The sequence below is a fragment of the Kitasatospora purpeofusca genome (genome assembly GCF_042691725.1).
GTDB lineage: Bacteria > Actinomycetota > Actinomycetes > Streptomycetales > Streptomycetaceae > Kitasatospora > Kitasatospora purpeofusca_B.
In genome coordinates, this window is sequence record NZ_CP170483.1 from 7,092,396 (window position 1) to 7,108,701 (window position 16,306).

General features: G+C 75.5%; 16 protein-coding genes and 1 pseudogene. 9 read left to right on the plus strand and 8 right to left on the minus strand.

What is annotated here, in order from left to right:
• Positions 1–29 precede the first annotated feature (29 nt).
• Together ACFCLZ_RS30555 and ACFCLZ_RS30560 are read right to left on the minus strand one after the other, a co-directional pair.
• Complete coding sequence (locus ACFCLZ_RS30555; RefSeq protein WP_380286332.1) at positions 30–1,115, minus strand: NAD(P)-binding domain-containing protein; 1,086 nt, start codon at positions 1,113–1,115, stop codon at positions 30–32.
• Positions 1,116–1,263: 148 nt separating this feature from the next.
• On the minus strand, positions 1,264–1,638 hold the full coding sequence (locus ACFCLZ_RS30560) for a YbjQ family protein (protein ID WP_045938048.1): 375 nt from the start codon (positions 1,636–1,638) through the stop codon (positions 1,264–1,266).
• A gap of 147 nt (positions 1,639–1,785) precedes the next feature.
• Between ACFCLZ_RS30560 and ACFCLZ_RS30565 the strand changes: the two genes are divergently transcribed.
• Complete coding sequence (locus ACFCLZ_RS30565) at positions 1,786–2,718, plus strand: hypothetical protein (protein WP_380281120.1); 933 nt, start codon at positions 1,786–1,788, stop codon at positions 2,716–2,718.
• A 58-nt stretch (positions 2,719–2,776) separates the two neighbouring features.
• Complete coding sequence (locus ACFCLZ_RS30570) at positions 2,777–3,505, plus strand: aminoacyl-tRNA hydrolase (RefSeq protein WP_380281121.1); 729 nt, start codon at positions 2,777–2,779, stop codon at positions 3,503–3,505.
• Between the two features lie 65 nt (positions 3,506–3,570).
• Here the strand turns inward: ACFCLZ_RS30570 and ACFCLZ_RS30575 are convergent, their stop codons facing one another.
• The 4 genes from ACFCLZ_RS30575 to modA all read right to left on the minus strand — a co-directional run bounded on the left by ACFCLZ_RS30575 (position 3,571) and on the right by modA (position 7,034).
• Positions 3,571–4,032 carry an SRPBCC domain-containing protein gene (locus ACFCLZ_RS30575; RefSeq protein ID WP_380281122.1) on the minus strand — a complete coding sequence of 154 codons (462 nt, stop codon included), beginning with the start codon at positions 4,030–4,032 and terminating at the stop codon, positions 3,571–3,573.
• 131 nt (positions 4,033–4,163) lie between these two features.
• Entirely contained in the window at positions 4,164–5,267 is a 1,104-nt protein-coding gene (locus tag ACFCLZ_RS30580; RefSeq protein ID WP_380281123.1) for an ABC transporter ATP-binding protein, read from the minus strand.
• A gap of 55 nt (positions 5,268–5,322) precedes the next feature.
• Positions 5,323–6,195, minus strand: coding sequence for an ABC transporter permease (locus ACFCLZ_RS30585; RefSeq protein ID WP_380286333.1), 873 nt, complete (start codon positions 6,193–6,195; stop codon positions 5,323–5,325).
• Positions 6,195–7,034, minus strand: a complete 840-nt coding sequence (gene modA / locus ACFCLZ_RS30590) for a molybdate ABC transporter substrate-binding protein (protein WP_380281124.1) — start codon at positions 7,032–7,034, stop codon at positions 6,195–6,197. The genes ACFCLZ_RS30585 and modA overlap by 1 nt, the downstream gene beginning before the upstream one ends.
• A 346-nt stretch (positions 7,035–7,380) precedes the next feature.
• On the opposite strand from modA, the pseudogene ACFCLZ_RS30595 reads away from it, so the two are divergent.
• The 4 genes and pseudogenes from ACFCLZ_RS30595 to ACFCLZ_RS30610 form a co-directional block, all read left to right on the plus strand.
• Positions 7,381–7,524: pseudogene (locus ACFCLZ_RS30595) on the plus strand (RNA ligase (ATP)); the annotation flags it as partial.
• A gap of 123 nt (positions 7,525–7,647) precedes the next feature.
• Complete coding sequence (locus ACFCLZ_RS30600; protein ID WP_380281125.1) at positions 7,648–9,123, plus strand: cytochrome P450; 1,476 nt, start codon at positions 7,648–7,650, stop codon at positions 9,121–9,123.
• Positions 9,124–9,415: 292 nt separating this feature from the next.
• Positions 9,416–9,985 carry an RNA polymerase sigma factor gene (locus tag ACFCLZ_RS30605; RefSeq protein ID WP_380281126.1) on the plus strand — a complete coding sequence of 190 codons (570 nt, stop codon included), beginning with the start codon at positions 9,416–9,418 and terminating at the stop codon, positions 9,983–9,985.
• A gap of 200 nt (positions 9,986–10,185) precedes the next feature.
• The gene (locus tag ACFCLZ_RS30610; RefSeq protein ID WP_380281127.1) at positions 10,186–11,058 is read left to right on the plus strand and encodes a hypothetical protein; all 873 of its coding nucleotides are present in this window, start codon (positions 10,186–10,188) and stop codon (positions 11,056–11,058) included.
• Between the two features lie 144 nt (positions 11,059–11,202).
• Here the strand turns inward: ACFCLZ_RS30610 and ACFCLZ_RS30615 are convergent, their stop codons facing one another.
• Positions 11,203–12,687, minus strand: coding sequence for a cation:dicarboxylate symporter family transporter (locus ACFCLZ_RS30615; protein ID WP_380281128.1), 1,485 nt, complete (start codon positions 12,685–12,687; stop codon positions 11,203–11,205).
• A 252-nt stretch (positions 12,688–12,939) separates the two neighbouring features.
• Here ACFCLZ_RS30615 and ACFCLZ_RS30620 point away from each other — a divergent pair, with 252 nt between their 5' ends.
• The 3 genes from ACFCLZ_RS30620 (at position 12,940) to ACFCLZ_RS30630 (ending at position 15,902) form a co-directional block, all read left to right on the plus strand.
• The gene (locus ACFCLZ_RS30620; protein WP_380281129.1) at positions 12,940–14,700 is read left to right on the plus strand and encodes an ATP-binding protein; all 1,761 of its coding nucleotides are present in this window, start codon (positions 12,940–12,942) and stop codon (positions 14,698–14,700) included.
• Positions 14,697–15,443 (plus strand): response regulator, encoded by a 747-nt coding sequence (locus tag ACFCLZ_RS30625; RefSeq protein WP_380281130.1) that lies wholly within the window; start codon positions 14,697–14,699, stop codon positions 15,441–15,443. Before ACFCLZ_RS30620 ends, ACFCLZ_RS30625 begins: the two co-directional genes overlap by 4 nt.
• A 192-nt stretch (positions 15,444–15,635) precedes the next feature.
• A complete protein-coding gene (locus ACFCLZ_RS30630) occupies positions 15,636–15,902 on the plus strand; it encodes a zinc-binding dehydrogenase (RefSeq protein ID WP_380281131.1) in 267 nt (88 codons plus the stop codon).
• Between the two features lie 16 nt (positions 15,903–15,918).
• Here the strand turns inward: ACFCLZ_RS30630 and ACFCLZ_RS30635 are convergent, their stop codons facing one another.
• Entirely contained in the window at positions 15,919–16,284 is a 366-nt protein-coding gene (locus tag ACFCLZ_RS30635) for a PH domain-containing protein (RefSeq protein WP_380281132.1), read from the minus strand.
• Between the last annotated feature and the right edge of the window lie 22 nt (positions 16,285–16,306).

The following is a 16,306-nucleotide window of genomic DNA, read 5'->3' on the forward strand; positions in this document are numbered from 1 at the left end:
CGGACTTCGGAGCCGGGCCGCCGCCGCGGCTACGCCGGTGCCCCGACGCCGTCCGGAGCCGGGGCGCCGAGCAGCCGGACGAGGTCGTTGACCGCCGCCCGGCCGGCCCGGTTGGCGCCGACGGTGCTGGCGGACGGGCCGTAGCCGACCAGGTGGACCCGCGCGTCGGCGGTGGCGCGGGTGCCGGTGAGGGCGATGCCGCCGCCGGGGGCACGCAGGCCGAGCGGCGCGAGGTGCCCGACCTCGGGGCGGAACCCGGTGGCCCAGACGATCGCGTCGACGGCCAGCTCCTCGTCGCCCCAGGCGACCCCGTGCTCGGTGAGGCGGTCGAACATCGGGCGGCGGTGCAGCGCGCCCAGCTCCTCGGCCCGGCGGTAGGCGACCGAGGGGCCGAGCCCGGTGACGCTCACCACGCTGCGCACCGGCAGCCCCTGGCGGACCCGCTCCTCGACCTTGGCGACCACCGCGCGCCCGTACTCGGGGGTGAACGGGCGGTCGTGGTGGACGGGCGGGGTGCGGGTGACCCAGACGGTCTCGCCGACCGCCGCGACCTCCGACAGCACCTGCACCGCCGAGGCCCCGCCGCCGACCACCAGCACCCGCTTGCCGGCGAACTCCTGCGGGCCCCGGTAGGCGGCGTAGTGCAGCTGGCGCCCGGCGAAGCGGCCGGGGTAGTGGGGGAGGAAGGGCCTGGTCCAGGTGCCGGTGGCGTTGATCAGCGCCCGGGTGGACCAGGTGCCGGAGTCGGTCTCGACCAGCAGCCGGGCGTCCGGCCGGGCGGACTCGGAGCGCACCGCCAGCACCGTGACGGGGCGTACGACGGGGAGCGCGTGCTTCGCCTCGTACGCCGCGAAGTACCCCGGGACGACCTCGCGCGCGGGCGCGTTCGGGTCGGGCTCGGGGAGTTCGAAGTCGGGCAGGTCGTGGAAGCCGTGCACGGTGGCCATCCGCAGGGACGGCGAGCGGTGGGCCCAGGCGCCGCCGGGGGCGCGGTCGGCGTCGAGGACGGCGAACCCGCCGTCGGTGTCCGCGCGGTGCGGCGCGAAGCCGCGGCGGCGCAGGTGGTAGGCGGCGGACAGGCCCGCCTGGCCCGCGCCGATCACCAGGACGTCCACCCGGCGTCCCGCGTCGCCCGGCGCGGTGGTGCCGCGGGTCGCCGCGCCGTCGGTCGTTGCACCGTAAACAGTCACGCCGGTGAAACATTCGCCGGGCGGGCGGTGTTCCCGCGGACGTCTGCGGGAACACCGCCCGCCCGGCCCGCTGTCAGGCCGTGGCCGGGGAGATCACCACCGCCGTGCCGTAGGCGCAGACCTCCGTGCCGACGTCCGCCGCCTCCGTGACGTCGAACCGGAACATCAGCACCGCGTTCCCGCCGCGCGCCTTGGTCTGCTCGACCAGCCGCTCCATCGCCTCGTTCCGGCTCTCCACCAGGGTCTTCGTCAGGCCGCGCAGCTCACCGCCGACCAGCGACTTCAGCGAGGCGCCGATCTGGCTGCCGATGTGCCGGCTGCGCACGGTCAGGCCGAAGACCTCGCCGATCACGTGGTCGACCCGGTAGCCGGGGATGTCATTGGTGGTCACTACCAGCACCTGGGCGTCGGGGCGCTGCCCGCCGCCGTACTCGTCGATGTTTGCCATGGGGCCCATCCTGCCGGGAATTCGGACGCCGTCGAACAGTGGCACGCGGGGCGTGCGCGGGAACGCGCGGGGCGGTAACGGCGAGAACGCGTAGGGTAGCCGGAACAGACCGGTGATCGGAGGGCCGAAAAGCCGTACCGTAGCCCCATGGGCGAGCGAAGCGATCATCCACAGGGGCCGGGCGCGGCGGAGGACTCCGGCGCGCAGGAGATCGAGGCGACGGTGGTGCTGGGCCTGCGGATCACGAACTGGCCGGCGCTGCGCGCCGCGGCCGTCGCGGCCGTCGAGGAACTGGACTTCGAGGGCATCGATCCGGCCGGGCAGCGCCGCGAGCTGCTGCGCGAGGTGGCCGAGGACGCCAACGCGGCGCTCGGCGCGCTGCTCCACCCGGACCGGCTGGTGGCGGCGATCCCGGGGGTCGAGGCGGTCGGCGGGACGCTGGAGATCAGCGTCAGCGAGGACTTCGCGCCCGACTTCGCCGAGCTGTTCCCGCTGGACGGCGACGAGGAGGAGGGCGGCGGCGCGGCCGGCGACTGGACGCTCACCCCGCGCACCGCCTGCCTGCTGCACGCCCAGCTGCTCGGGCTGGCCGACGCCGCCTACGACGACCTCGACGAGCACGAGGACGAGCCGGTCACCGACGGCGAGGAGGCCGACTGGACGGTGTTCGGGCGGCTGCCGCAGCGCACCTGGCGGCTGCACCGGGGCTGGCGCCGCGCCATGGCCCGCACCTTCGACGACCTCGCCGACGACCTCGCGCTCGGCGAGTGGCCGCTGCCGCGCTGCCTGGCGGAGGAGATCGCGCTGCGGATGGCGCTGGTCGACGCCCGGGCGCTGCTCGGCGCGCAGCCCGAGTCGGTCGCCGACATGATGGGCGACCTGCCGGCGGACCTGTACGACTACGACTGGGACGGCTGCCACGACGAACTGTTCGGCGTCTACGGGCCGGACGACGGCGATCCGGAGCTGACCGCGGAGCAGCGTGCCGAGCTGCTGCTGACGGCCACCCACCCGGAGGGCTGGTTCCTGCCCTACGAGGACGCGGAGGAGCGGGACGCGCAGCGCGGCTACCGCCGCTGAGCGGCCGAGGCCGGTACCGCGGTGATCACGGCGGTGCGGGGGCTGGCATGCTGGACGGGTGACTTCTCCGTTCGACGCCCCCGCTCCCGACCCGACGCCCGAGGACCGCGACGCCCGGCCGCAGTACGTGCTGCCGCTGGTGGTGCGGCTGGAGCGGGCGACACCGCCCGGGCGGACCGACGCGCTGGAGACCTCGGCGCGCGCGGTGCTGACCCTGCTCGCCGACCCGCGGGTCGCCGAGGCGGAGGGGGAGTGGGCGGAGCGGGTCGCGGCCTGGGAGGACGCGCGCATCCGCAAGGTGGTCCGGCGGGCGCGCGGCGGCGAGTGGCGCCGGGCAGGCGAGCTGCCCGGGATCACGGTGGCCGGCCGGGAGGCGGAGGTGCGGGTGTTCCCGCCGGTCCCGCTGGACGGCTGGCCGAAGGAGCTCGCCAAGCTCCAGGTGTCGGGCACCGATCTGGAGGAGGGCGGTCCCCTCGACGCCCCGGCGCCGGGCGTGCCGGTGCTCTGGCTGAATCCGGAACTGGAGATGAGCGCGGGCAAGACCATGGCGCAGACCGGCCACGCCGCCCAGCTCGCCTGGTGGCGGCTGGACGAGGCGCACCGCAAGGACTGGGCGGAGAGCGGCTTCGCGCTCGCCGTCCGCACGGCGACGCCGCAGGCGTGGGCGGACCTGGTGGCGAGCGGACTGCCGCTGGTGCAGGACGCGGGCTTCACCGAGATCGCCCCGGGAAGCTGCACGGTGGTGGCGGACCATCCGGCCCTGCGGGGGCTGACGGGTGACAGCTGACAGCTGACAGATTTCAAAATCTGTTATCTGTTATCTGTTATCTGTCAGCTGTCATTTGTCAGCCGTCACCGGCGGAGCGCGATGCGCTCGGTGTGGCAGGCGAGGTCGGTGAGCTTGCGGGTCCAGCCCGTGCCGTTCTGCCGGGAACGGGTTCGGGCCGTCTCATGGGGAAGGGTGAGGGAGGCGAAGCCGCTCTCCACCATGCGCAGCCGTGTGTGGTCGCCCGGTTCGGTGGCCAGGGTGAAGGTGACCAGGGTGGAGTTGCCCCCGGTCGGCTCCTCGCCCGCGGCGCCCTGCGACCAGCGGAAGGCGAAGACGCTCGGCGGGTCCACCCGCTCGATCAGTGCCGGCAGCGCCCCGTGGACGCCGTGGTCCAGGAGCATCCGGCCTCCGGGGCGCAGGTCGATGTGCGCGGGAGCGCCCGTGCCGAACCAGATGCCCAGGAACTCCGCCTGGGTGAGCACCTCCCAGACCCGCTCGCGCGGTGCCGCGATGGTGATCTCCCGCTCGATGCTGTCGGCGACCATGTCGTGAACCTCCTCGATCCGTTGCAAGAGGGTTGCACGTTCCGCCCGCCATGTGCAACTCGCGGGTTGCACATGGAAGGCGGCCGGGAACGGCGTGAGGAGGCGTCGGATCGCCGGCGGCGCAGTGAGCCTCAGGCCGGGTAGGCGTGCGTCTGGGCGGCCTTGACGGCGGCCCAGACCGTCGAGCCGGGCGCGAGCCGGAGCTCCGCGGCCGCCGCCGGCGTCAGGTCGGCGGCCATCGGGACGGCGCCCGCCAGGTCGGCCCGCACCTGGTCGCCGTGCAGGTCCAGGCCCGCCACCGTCAGCTCCCAGACGTTGCGCGCGCTGCCCTGCGGCCGCGTCCGGTGCAGGGTCACGGCGGACGGCGCGAAGGCGACGAAGGCCGGCCCGGACAGCTCCTCGTCCGTCGTCAGCACGGCGCCCTGCGGCAGGGTCACCCGGTGCCCGTCCGCCGTGCCCCGGTACAGGTTGAGCCCGACCATTCGCGCGATGTAGTCGGTGCGCGGGCGGCGCGCGATCTCCGCCGGGGCGCCGGACTGCACCTCGCGCCCGTCCTCGATCACCACCAGCCGGTCGGCCAGCACCATCGCGTCCAGCGGATCGTGCGTCACCAGCACCGCGACCGCCTCGAACTCGGTGAGGTGGCGGCGCAGTTGCGCCCGGACGTCGAGCCTGGTCCGCGCGTCCAGGGCGGCCAGCGGCTCGTCCAGGAGCAGCAGCCGGGGCCGGACGGCCAGCGCCCTGGCCAGCGCCACCCGCTGCGCCTGGCCGCCGGAGAGCCGGCCCGGCCGGGCGCCCGCGTGCTCGGCCAGGCCCATCCGCTCCAGCCAGCCGGCCGCCTCGGCGCGCGCCTCGCGCTTGGAGCGGCCCCGGCAGCGCGGGCCGAACGCCACGTTGTCCAGCGCGCTCAGGTGGGGGAAGAGCAGGTAGTCCTGGAAGACCACGCCGACCGGGCGCTCCTCGGCGGGGGTGTGCAGCCGCCGGGCCGGGTCCTCCAGGACGCGGCCGTCCAGCCGCAGGTGGCCGTCGCCGAGCGGCAGCAGGCCGGCCAGCGCGCGCAGGGCGGTGGACTTGCCGGCGCCGTTGGGGCCGAGCAGCGCGACCACCTCGCCGGGGGCTGCGGTGAGCGCGAGGTCCAGGGTGAACGCGGCGCGCTCGACCCGCAGTCGGGCGTCCAGGCCGGAGGCGGCGGGAGCGGCGGCGGGCCCGGTGGGCGGTGCACTGGGGGGAGTCATCGGCAGGGGCTTCCGGAGACGGGGCCCGGGCGGGCCGGCGGGAGGACGGCGCGCGTCACGGTGTGGACATCCAGCGCTCGCGCAGCCCGGCCAGGACCGCGATCGACACCAGCAGCAGCACCAGCGACAGCGCGATCGCCGCCTGCGGGTCCGACTCCATCGCGAGGTAGACGGCGAGCGGCATGGTCTGGGTGCGGCCGGGGAAGTTGCCCGCGAAGGTGATCGTCGCGCCGAACTCGCCGAGCGCCCGCGCCCACGCCAGCACCGCGCCGGCCCCGATCCCCGGGGCGATCAGCGGCAGCGTGACCCGGCGGAAGGCGGTCAAGCGCGAGGCGCCCAGCGTCGCGGCGGCCTCCTCGTAGCGCGGGTCGGCGGCGCGCAGCGCGCCCTCGACGCTGATCACCAGGAACGGCATCGCGACGAACGCCTCCGCGATCACCACACCCGTGGTGGTGAACGGCAGGGTCAGGCCGAACGCCGAGTCCAGCCAGGAGCCGACGATGCCGCGCCGGCCCAGCACCAGCAGCAGCGCCACGCCGCCGACCACCGGCGGCAGCACCAGCGGCAGCGTCACCAGGGCCCGGACCAGCCGCCGGCCCGGCAGCTCGGTCCGGGCCAGCAGCCAGGCCAGCGGCACCCCCAGCACCAGCGACACGCCGGTGGCCGCCGTCGCGCAGACGAGCGACAGGCGCAGCGCCTCCCACACCTGCGGGCTGGTGAGCTGGTCCGACAGCGCGCTCCACGGGGCCCGGACCAGCAGCCCGACCAGCGGGAGGACGAGGAACGCCAGCCCGAGCAGCGCCGGGAGCAGCAGGGTGACCGGCACCCGGTGCGCCCGGCGCCGGCCGCGGCGGCGCGGCGGGCCGTCGGGGCCCTTCGGCGCGCCGCCGCCGGCGGGGTGGCCGGGGCGGCGGCCGGTGCGGCGGATCACGGGGCCTGGAAGCCCGCCGCGGTCAGCACCTGCTGCGCCTCGGGCGACTGGATGTAGGCGACGAAGGCGGCGGCGCCGTCCTTGTTCGGCGCCTTGGCCAGCGCGGCGATCGGGTAGTCGTTGACGGCCTGGGCGGCCTCGGGGAAGTCCACGCCGTCGATCTTCCCGGCATCGGCCCGCACATCGGTGCGGTACACGAGGGAGGCGTCGACCTCGCCCAGTTCGACCTTGGTCAGCGCGCCCTTGACGTCCTGCTCCAGGGTGACCGGGGTGAGGGTGACGTTCGCGGCCTTGAGGGCGGTCAGCGCGGCGGCGCCGCAGGGCACCTCCTTGGCGCAGAGCGCGACCTTCACCCCGGGGGCGGCCAGGTCGGCGAGGCCGGCGAGGTGCTTGGGGTTGCCCTTGGGGACGGCGATGGCGAGCGTGTTGCGCACGAAGGTCTTCGGCTCGCCCGCGGCGCCGCCCGCGTCGGCGACGGTCTTCATGGTGGCCGGGCTGGCGGCGGCGAAGACGTCGGCGGGGGCACCGGCGTTGATGCTGGTGGCGAGGGCGGAGCTGCCGCCGAAGTTGAAGGCGACCTTGGCGCCGGGGTTGGCGGCCTCGAACTTCTTGCCGAGGTCGGTGAAGGTCTCCTTGAGCGAGGCCGCCGCGAACACGGTGATCGAACCTGAGGCCTTCGGGGCGCCGGCGGAGGCGCCCGCCGCGGCCGGGGCGGTGGCCGAGCCCGTGGCCGAGCCGTTCTTGGCGTCGGAGCCGCCGTCGCTGCCGCAGGCGGTGGCGCCGAGCGCGAGGACGAGGGCCGCGGCGCCGGCGGCGGTGAGTCTGCGGATGGTCATTCCTTGGCTTCCCCTCCTGGTCGCGCCGGAAGGGCGCGGGCCATGGCCGCAGCTGCGGCCTTTATGCCGATCATAGTGCCGCATATGCGGGCCGATCCTCGCCTGTCCCCTCGCACCAGCGAGGGGCCGCCCCGGCGGCGTCCCGGCCGTCGGAAGGCGCGAGGACACCGCGCGTCCGCCGAGAACCCTTCGCGCGCGGACGTGCCGGGACGGGAGGGTGGCCCCCTCGGTCCGCGCGCACGCCGGCCGACAAGCATGGGGGAGGAGTACGCCGGTGTCCACGCCGCGGGTCACCGCCGAGCGGCTGACCGTCCTGGAGCACCCGAACGCCCTCGAACTCGCGGACTCCGGGCGCGAACTGCACATACGCGAGGGCGTGGTGGTCCGGCCGGTGGCCGAGCGCCACAGCCCGGTGGTGGGCGGGCGCGCCATCGCCAAGGCGGTCGGGGACGCCCACCTCATCCGCAAGGGCGGTACGGAGTACGAGTAGGGGGGCGTGAACGATTCGGCGGGCGCCGTCCGGCGCCCGCCGGGCCTCCCCGTGCGCTCCTTCTGCTCTGATTACCACTCAGTTACGTTGGGTCGGTACGAGGAGCACGACCGAGGAGGGGACATGACACAGACCGCCGCTGCCGCCACGGCTGCCGCCGCCGCCACGAAGCGGATACCGGGACCGCTGGGACTTCCCCTGGTGGGTTCGCTGTTCGACCTGACGCGGCGCCCGCTGCGGACGTACCTCGACGCCCGCCGCGACTACGGCGACGTCGTCCGTTTCGCGGCCGGCCCGCCCGGGCTGCGCGCGGAGTTCTACGCCGTGTTCTCCCCGGAGGGCGCGCACCAGGTGCTCGGCAGCCAGGCCGCCAACTTCCGCAAGGACAACAGCTTCTACGACGAACTGCGGACCAGCCTCGGCAACGGCCTGCTCACCAGCCAGGACGGCGACTACCAGCGCCAGCGCCGGCTGATCCAGCCGCTGTTCACCCGCCGCCGGGTGGACGGCTACGCGCGGGCCGTCGGGCTGGAGTGCCGGGTGCTCGCCGACCGCTGGCGGGCGGTGCCCGGCGGCGTGGTCGACGTGGCCGAGGAGATGTCGCGCTTCGCGCTGCGCACGGTGTCCCGGATCCTGTTCGGGGCGGACGTGGAGGCGGCAGTGGAGGTGGTGCACCGCAGCTTCCCGGTGATAGGCGAATTCGTCCTCGAACGCGGGTTCGCTCCGGTCCGGCTGCCCCGCTCCTGGCCGACCCCGTCCAACCGGCGCGGCGCCGAGGCGCGCGGCGACCTGTACGCGGTGTGCGACCGGATCATCGCCGAGCGGGCCCGGCGGGCGGAACGGTCCGGCACGGCGGGCGTCGGCGCCGTGGACGGGCTGGAGGGGCTGGACGGGCCGGGCGGGCCGGGCGGGCTTGACGGGCCGGACGGTTCGGACGACCTGCTGGAGCTGCTGACCCGGGCCCGCGGCGAGGACGGCGAGCGGCTCGACCCGGACGAACTGCGCGACCAGGTGCTGATCTTCCTGCTCGCCGGCCACGAGACCACCGCGACCTCGCTGGCCTTCGCGCTGTTCCTGCTGGCCAAGCACCCCGAGCAGCGCCGCCTGGCCCGGGCGGAGGCGGACGCGGTGCTCGCCGGGCGCGAGCCCGGGGCCGCCGACCTGGAGGCGCTGCCGTACCTGACCCGGGTGCTGAAGGAGGCCATGCGGCTCTACCCGGCCGCCTCGCAGATGGGGCGCCGCTCGGTGGAGGAGTCGGTGGTCGACGGGCACGTCATCCCGGCCGGTGCCCAGGTGATCCTGGCGCCCTGGGTGACCCACCGGCACCCCGGCCACTGGGAGGAGCCCGACCGCTTCGACCCGGACCGCTTCCTGCCCGAGCGCGAGAAGGAGCGGCACCGGTACGCCTGGTACCCGTTCGGGGGCGGGCCGCGGGCCTGCATCGGGCAGCACTTCTCGATGCTGGAGTCGGTGCTGGCGCTGGGCTCGCTGCTGCGGGAGTTCGACCTGGAGGCGATCGACCGCGGGGTGCGGCTCAGCCAGGGCATCACGCTCCAGGTGAAGAGCCCGATGCGGGTCCGGCTGACGCCGCGCGAATGATTGGATCGGCGGGCGGGGAATTCCGGAAGGGTGGCGCGGAATGCCGCACCGCCCTTCCCGAATTCCCCCGTTCCCGGCTCTTCGGGGGCGATGACGCATTACCGGGAGCCGCAGCGGGCAGGAGGACGGCGAACCATGACGCGAGGCGCGTCGTGGGTGTTCCGGTCGGTGGTGGCCAACCGGGCTTCGGGGTGCCGAATTCCGAGGGGGCGGCATGGGGAGCGCGCCGGGTTGTCGGGGCGAAGGGGGGCCGGACGGCCGTTCCGGCGCCGAATCGGCGGAATTCGACCGGGTGTTCACGGAAATGCTGCCCAGGCTGCACCGGGCTGCCGTCCGCCTGGTCGGAAATCCGTTCGGTGCGGGGGATGTCGTCCACGAGGCGTATGTGCGCATCGCCCGGCGGCCCGCCCGCTTTCTCGGCCATCCGCGGCCTTATGCCTACGCGTTCACCGTGATGGTCAACGTCGTGCGCGACGAGTGGCGCCGTGACCGTCGCCGGCTGGTGCCGTTCGAGGCGCTGGAGGACGCCGAGGTGCTCGGCGCGGAGGCCGGCGGGCAGGCCGAGCTGCAGGCGCACTGGGAGGTCGTCCGGCTGCTGGGCTGTCTGACGGCCAAGCAGGCCCGCGCCGTCCTGCTGGTCGACCTCGACGGGTACGGCCTGGAGGAGGCCGCGGCCCTGCTCGGCGTGCACCGCTCCACCCTGGCCCTCACCCGGCGGCGGGCGCTGGACCGGCTGCGGACCGTCCTCGAACGGGAGCGCGAGACGGCCGACGGGGCCGGGCCCGGGCCGGGTTCGGGGCCGGTTCCGGCGCGCCGGACTGACGGTCTGTCAGGTCGGACCCGGGTCCCGCCCGTACGCTGAAAATCGTGATCACGCATGAGGAGCACCGGCTCCGCTCGCTGGCGGATGAGGGCCGTTGGATCGAACTGTTGGGCGCCTACCGCCAGGCCCGCGCCGCCGCCGTCGCGTTCGACCCGGGGGAGGGCGGTCCTGCGCGAGGCCCTGCGCGAGGTTGGGTGGGCGGCCCTGCGGGAGGCCCTGCGGGAGGCCCTGCGGGCGGCTTGGCGGGCGGTGCCGTGCAGGGCCGGGCCGCCACCGCGACCGCCCCGCTCGGCCACCTGATCGCGTACGCCGCGCCGCCCGAGGTGGCCGCCCGGCTGTTCGACCCGGACGGCGGCCCCGGCACCGCCGCCGCCGTCACCGACCACGACGCGGGCCCGCTCTGGGAGGTGCTGGCGACCCGGCACTCCTGGCGGCGGCTCGCCCCGCTGCTCGGCCCGCCCCCGGTGCGGCGGCTGGTCGCGCAGACCCGGGTGCTGCTCGGCGAGGACCTCTCCCGGGACGCCGAGCCGGACCGGGAGGGCGTCCCGCTGCTGCTGGAGCCGTGGGAGGCGGCGGGCCGGGGCGAGGGCGCGCCGGTGCGGGAGTACCTGCGCGACGGCGGGGCGCGCAGCGCGCTGCTGACGCTGCCGGCCGACCGGGAGGGCCTGGCCCCGGTGGAGCTGCCCGAACCCGGCGCCCGGCTGCCCGGGCAGCCGGCCACCCGGGCGCTCGCCGAGCTGGCCGGGTGGGCGCGGGCCGTCTGCGTGCGGGGAACGGCGCCGCAGGCCGCCGCGCAGCTCGCGCCCGGGCGGGCGGTCACCGGCGGGTACCTGCCGTTCGCGCTCGCCTGGCCGGCGCTGGTGCAGGCGGGCGTCGCGGACCGGGCGCACGGCGCGGCGCACGGGCGGCTGGCGCTGTGGCGGGTGCTGGCGGCGATGAGCGGGGCCGGGGCGGCGGGGTGTGCGGACCGGGGGGAGGTGGGCGCGCTGGTCGCGCGGATGCGCTGCTTCACCTGGGAGGACCCGGCGGACCGGCTGCGGCACCTGCACCTCGCGCTGGAGGACCCGGCGACCGGCCTGAGCTGGGCGGTCAGCGGGTCCGAGGAGGTCTGAGGAGGTCTGAGGAGGTCTGAGGGCAGGGGGAGCGGGGAACGCGGAACCCCCGGTCCGGCGCCGTTTCCGGGGGGTTGGGCGGGGCGCCGGACCGGGGGAGTCAGGGGGTGGAGCGGCCGGGGTGGCCGGGGTGGCCGGGGTCGCTCAGGCGGCCACCGGTACCGGGCCCGGGGCGGCGGGCGCGGAATCGGAATCGGGCGCATCCGGGGACGCGGACCCGGTGGCCGGGGCGCGGTGGGTGTCGGTGTCCAGCAGCGTCCGCTCGTCGAACGGCACCGCGCCCGCCAGCACCTGCCGGGCCCGCTCGCGGTCCAGCTCCCCGGTCCACTGCCCGATCAGCACCGTCGCGACGGCGTTGCCCGCGAAGTTGGTCATCGCCCGGGCCTCGGAGATGAACCGGTCGATGCCGACGATCAGCCCGACCCCGTCCACCAGCGCCGGCTTGTGCGACTGCAGTCCGCCGGCCAGGGTGGCCAGTCCGGCGCCGGTGACCCCGGCCGCGCCCTTGCTGGCGATCACCATGAAGGCCAGCAGCGACAGCTGCTCGCCCACCGACATCGGCTTGTCCAGCGCCTCGGAGATGAAGATCGAGGCCATCGTCAGGTAGATCGCGGTCCCGTCGAGGTTGAAGCTGTAGCCGGTCGGGACGGTGATGCCGACCACCGGGCGGCTGACGCCCAGGTGCTCCATCTTGGCGATCAGCCGGGGCAGCGCGCTCTCCGAGGAGGAGGTCGAGAGGATCAGCAGGAACTCGCGGCCCAGGTAGCGCAGCAGGCTGAAGATGTTGACGCCCGTGACCAGGCGCAGCAGCGTGCCGAGCACCACGACCACGAACAGCGCGCAGGTCAGGTAGAAGCCGACCATGATGACGGCGAGGCTCTTCAGCGCGGCGGTGCCGGTGGCGCCGACGACCGCCGCCATCGCCCCGAACGCGCCGACCGGCGCCACCCACATGATCATCGCCATCACCCGGAAGACCAGCCGCTGCACGTGCTCGACGCCGCGCAGCACGGGCGCGCCGGCCGGGCCCATCGCCTGCAGGGCGAAGCCGACCAGCAGCGCGACCAGCAGGGTCTGCAGCACCTTGCCCTCGGTGAGGGCGGAGAGCAGGGAGGTCGGGATCATGCCGAGCAGGAAGTCGGCGGTGGACTGCGCGCCGCCGGCGGCGGCCTGGGCGTGGCCGGACTTGGCGAGCGCGGCCGTCAGGTGGAGGCCGCCGCCGGGCTCCAGCAGGTTGCCGACCAGCAGGCCGATCGCGAGGGCGACGGTCGACATGGCGAGGAAGTAGCCGAGCGCCAGGCCGCCGACCCGGCCGACCTTGGCGGCCTTGGTCACCGAGCCGATGCCGAGCACGATGGTGCAGAAGATGACCGGGCTGATCATCATCTTGATGAGGTTGACGAAGCCCGTGCCGATCGGCTTCAGCTCCACCGCGAAGCCCGGCGCGGCCAGGCCCACCACCACGCCCGCGACGACCGCCGCGATCACGGCGAGGTAGAGGTAGTGGGTGCGGTCCTTCGGGGCCTTCGCCGCGCCGCCCGCGCCGGGGGCCGCTCCCGCGCCGGGGGTCGCTCCGGCGTCCGGCGCTGCTCCGGCTCTCGGCCCTGCTCCTGGTCCGGTGATCGACATCTGCGGCTCCTTCGCCACTGCTGGGCCCGGCGCGCGAGCGCCCGCGTGCCCGGCGTGCTGCTGCGCCGGTGCGTGCGTGGGGGTGCTCGTGAGGGTGCGCGACCGTGCGGTCCTGGCGGCCCCGGGTGGTGGGCCGCTCCGACTATGCGGGCGGGCGTGACGCGGGTCACGTTTGCGTTCATAGAGTTCACGCGGACGCCGGGACACCGCGGGCGCACCGGGCCGCCGCGGCCGTGGTGCACACTGACAGGCATGTCCGCGCGAACCCTCCCCCCGCCGCGCCGGCTGGTGCGCAGCCTGGCCGGACAGCTCTTCGTCGTCCAGGTGGTCATCGTCGCCGCGGTGGTGGCCGGCGGGGCGGTGCTCGCGTACCTGTTCACCGCCGACCGCACCGAGGACGCCGCCCGCCGCCAGGTCACCGCCGTCGCCCGCTCCGTCGCCGACTCCCCGGCCGTCCTCGCCGCCGTCACCGCGCCCGACCCGACGGCCGTGCTCCAGCCGTACGCCGAGCGGGTGCGGGTCGACACCGGGGTCTCCTTCGTCACCGTGATGGACACCGAAGGCGTCCGCTGGACCCACCCGCTGCCCGAGCAGATCGGGCGCACCTTCCTCGGCCACATCGACTGGGCGCTCGACGGGCGGACCCGCAGCGAGACGTACACCGGCACGCTCGGCCCGTCGGTGCGGGTGGTCACCCCGGTGCTGGACGAGCGGAACCGGGTGGTCGCCCTGGTCAGCGCGGGCATCACCGTGCAGTCCATCTCCGCCCGGCTGCGCGGCCCGCTGCTGGCCCTGGCCGGCGTCGCGGCGGGCGCGCTGGTCGTCGGCGGGATCGGCACCTACCTCGCCAACTCCCGGCTGCGGCGCCACACCCACGGCATGGGGCCGGCCGAGCTCAGCCACCTCTACGAGTACCACCAGGCCACCCTGCACGCCGTGCGGGAGGGGCTGGTGCTGCTCGACCGCGACCGCCGGGTGGTGCTCTGCAACGACGCCGCGCGTGAACTCCTCGGCCTCGCCGGGCCGGTGGAGGGGCGGCCGGTCGCGGAGCTGGGCCTGCCGGTGGCGCTGGTGGCCGCCGTCTCGGGGGCGGAGCCGGTCCGCGACGAGGTGCACCTGACGGCCGAGCGGGTGGTCGTGCTCAACACCTCGACCATCGGCACCGGGCTCGGCCGGGTCCTCACCCTTCGCGACCACACCGAACTACAGGCGCTGAGCGGCGAGTTGGACTCGGTGCGCGACTTCACCGAGGCACTCGGCGCGCAGGCGCACGAGGCGGCGAACCGGCTGCACGCCGTCGTCTCGCTGATCGAACTCGGCCGCCACCGCGAGGCGGTGGAGTTCGCCACCGCCGAACTCGCCCTGGCCCAGCGGCTCACCGACCGGGTGGTGGCCGCCGTCGGCGAACCCGTGCTGGCCGCCCTGCTGCTCGGCAAGGCCGCCCAGGCGGCCGAACGGGGCGTGGAGCTGACGCTCACCCCCGACAGCTCCATCGACGACGGGGTGCTGCCGCCCCACCTGAGCGCGCGCGACCTCATCACCGTCCTCGGCAACCTGATCGACAACGCCGTGGACGCCGCCATCGCGGGCGTGGCCGAGAGCCCCGAGCCGCCGGAGGTCACCGTCACCGCCCGGATCGACGGCGAGCAGCTGCTGCTGCGGGTCGCCGACACCGGCGCGGGCATCGCCCCGGGCGCGGTGGACGACGTGTTCCGGCGGGGCTGGAGCACCAAGCAGGGCGGGGACGGGCGCGGGGGCGGGGACGGAGACGTGCGCGGAGACGGGGACGAGGGCGGGGACGGTCGTGGCGGGGGCCACGGGCGCGGACTCGGGCTCGCGCTCGTCGCGCAGGCCGCCCGGCGCAACGGCGGCACCGTCGAGGTCGGCCGGGAGCGCGGCGCCGTCCTCACCGTCCGCCTGCCGCTCGACCGGGCGGCACGCGGCGGCGCGGCGGCGTGCGAGGGCGCGGGGGAGCGCGGGCGCGGACCCGGGCGCCTGGCGGTGGCCCCGTGAGCGGTACGCCGCGCCCACCGGAGCGCCCCGGGATCTCCGTGCTGGTCGTCGAGGACGACCCGGTGGCCGCCGCGGCCCACACCCTCTACGTCGAACGCGAACCGGGCTTCCGGGCCGTCGGCACCGTGCACGGCTGCGCACAGGCGCTGCGCTTCCTGGAGCGCGCCCGCGCCGCCGGGAGCCCCGTCGACCTGCTGCTGCTCGACCTCTACCTGCCCGACGGCCACGGCCTCCAGCTCTGCGGCACCCTGCGCGCCGCCGGGCACACCACCGACGTCATCGCCGTCACCTCCGCCCGCGACCTCGCGATGGTCCGCCAGGCCGTCTCCGCGGGCGTCGTCCAGTACCTGCTGAAGCCCTTCGCCGCCGCCGCGCTGCACGACCGCCTGGAGCGCTACGCCCGCTACCGGGACACCCTCGCCCGCACCGGTCCGGCCACCGGACAGGACGAGGTCGACCAGGCGTTCGCGCTGCTCCGCGCACCCGAACGCACCGCCCTGCCCAAGGGGTTGAGCGCACCGACGCTGGACACCGTCGCCGGTGTGCTGCGCGCGGCCCGTACCGGCCTGTCCGCCGCCGCCGCGGGTACGGCGGCCGGGGTCTCGCGGATCACCGCCCGCCGCTACCTGGAGCACCTGGTGGACACCGGGCTCGCCGTCCGCGAACCCCGGTACGGCACCGTCGGCCGCCCGGAGCTGTGCTACCGCTGGACCGGTGGCGACAGCGGGCGGCGTACCGGCTGAACGGGCGTACGGGCGAACTACCGTGCAGGCCCGGCCTGATCGCCCGGGCGCGCGGCGTCGAGGTCGACGCCCTGGTCTCCCGCGACGGGCAGGCCGCCTTCGCCCGCGAGCACGGCGCGGGCCTGGTCACCACCGACCCCCGCGACCTGCGACGGCGGCTACGACGCGGTCCTCGACACCTTCGGGGCGTTCGTGACGCAGGCGGTGGCCGACGGCGGCCGCTACGCGTCGGTCGCCACCCAGGCGGGCCCCGTGCCCGACCTGTCCGCCCGGGGCGTGCGCACCACCGTCCACCAGGTGCGCGAGGACGGCGCGGCGCTCGCCGGGCCGGCCGCGCTGGTCGACCGCGGCGCGCTGCGCCTGCGGGTGCACGCCGCGTTCGGCCCGGACGGGGTCCGGGCGGCGCACGAGCGCTTCCGGCGGGGCGGGCTGAGCGGCAAGCTCGCTCTGGTGTTCTGACCCGGGCTCCGGGGCGTCAGCGGGTGACGAACTCGGTGAGCAGGGCCTGTACCTCGTAGATGTCCACGCCCTTGGTGAAGTTCTTGGAGATCGGCAGCGCCGCGCCCGACACCCAGATCTTCAGCTCGGCGTCCAGGTCGAGGTTCCCGGCGGTCTCCACGGCGAAGTGGGAGATGGACCGGTAGGGGATCGAGTGGTACTCGGTCTTCTTGCCGGTGATGCCCTGCTTGTCGACGAGGATCAGCCGGCGGTCGGTGAACAGGAAGGAGTCGCGCAGCAGTTGGTACGCGGCCTGGAGCTGCTCGCCCTCGCTGAACAGCTGGGCGAACTCCTTCCGGGCCTCGTCGTTGTCCACCCGGTGGGCGTTGCCGAAGAGCGCCATGCCGGCTCCTCTCGTCGGGCAC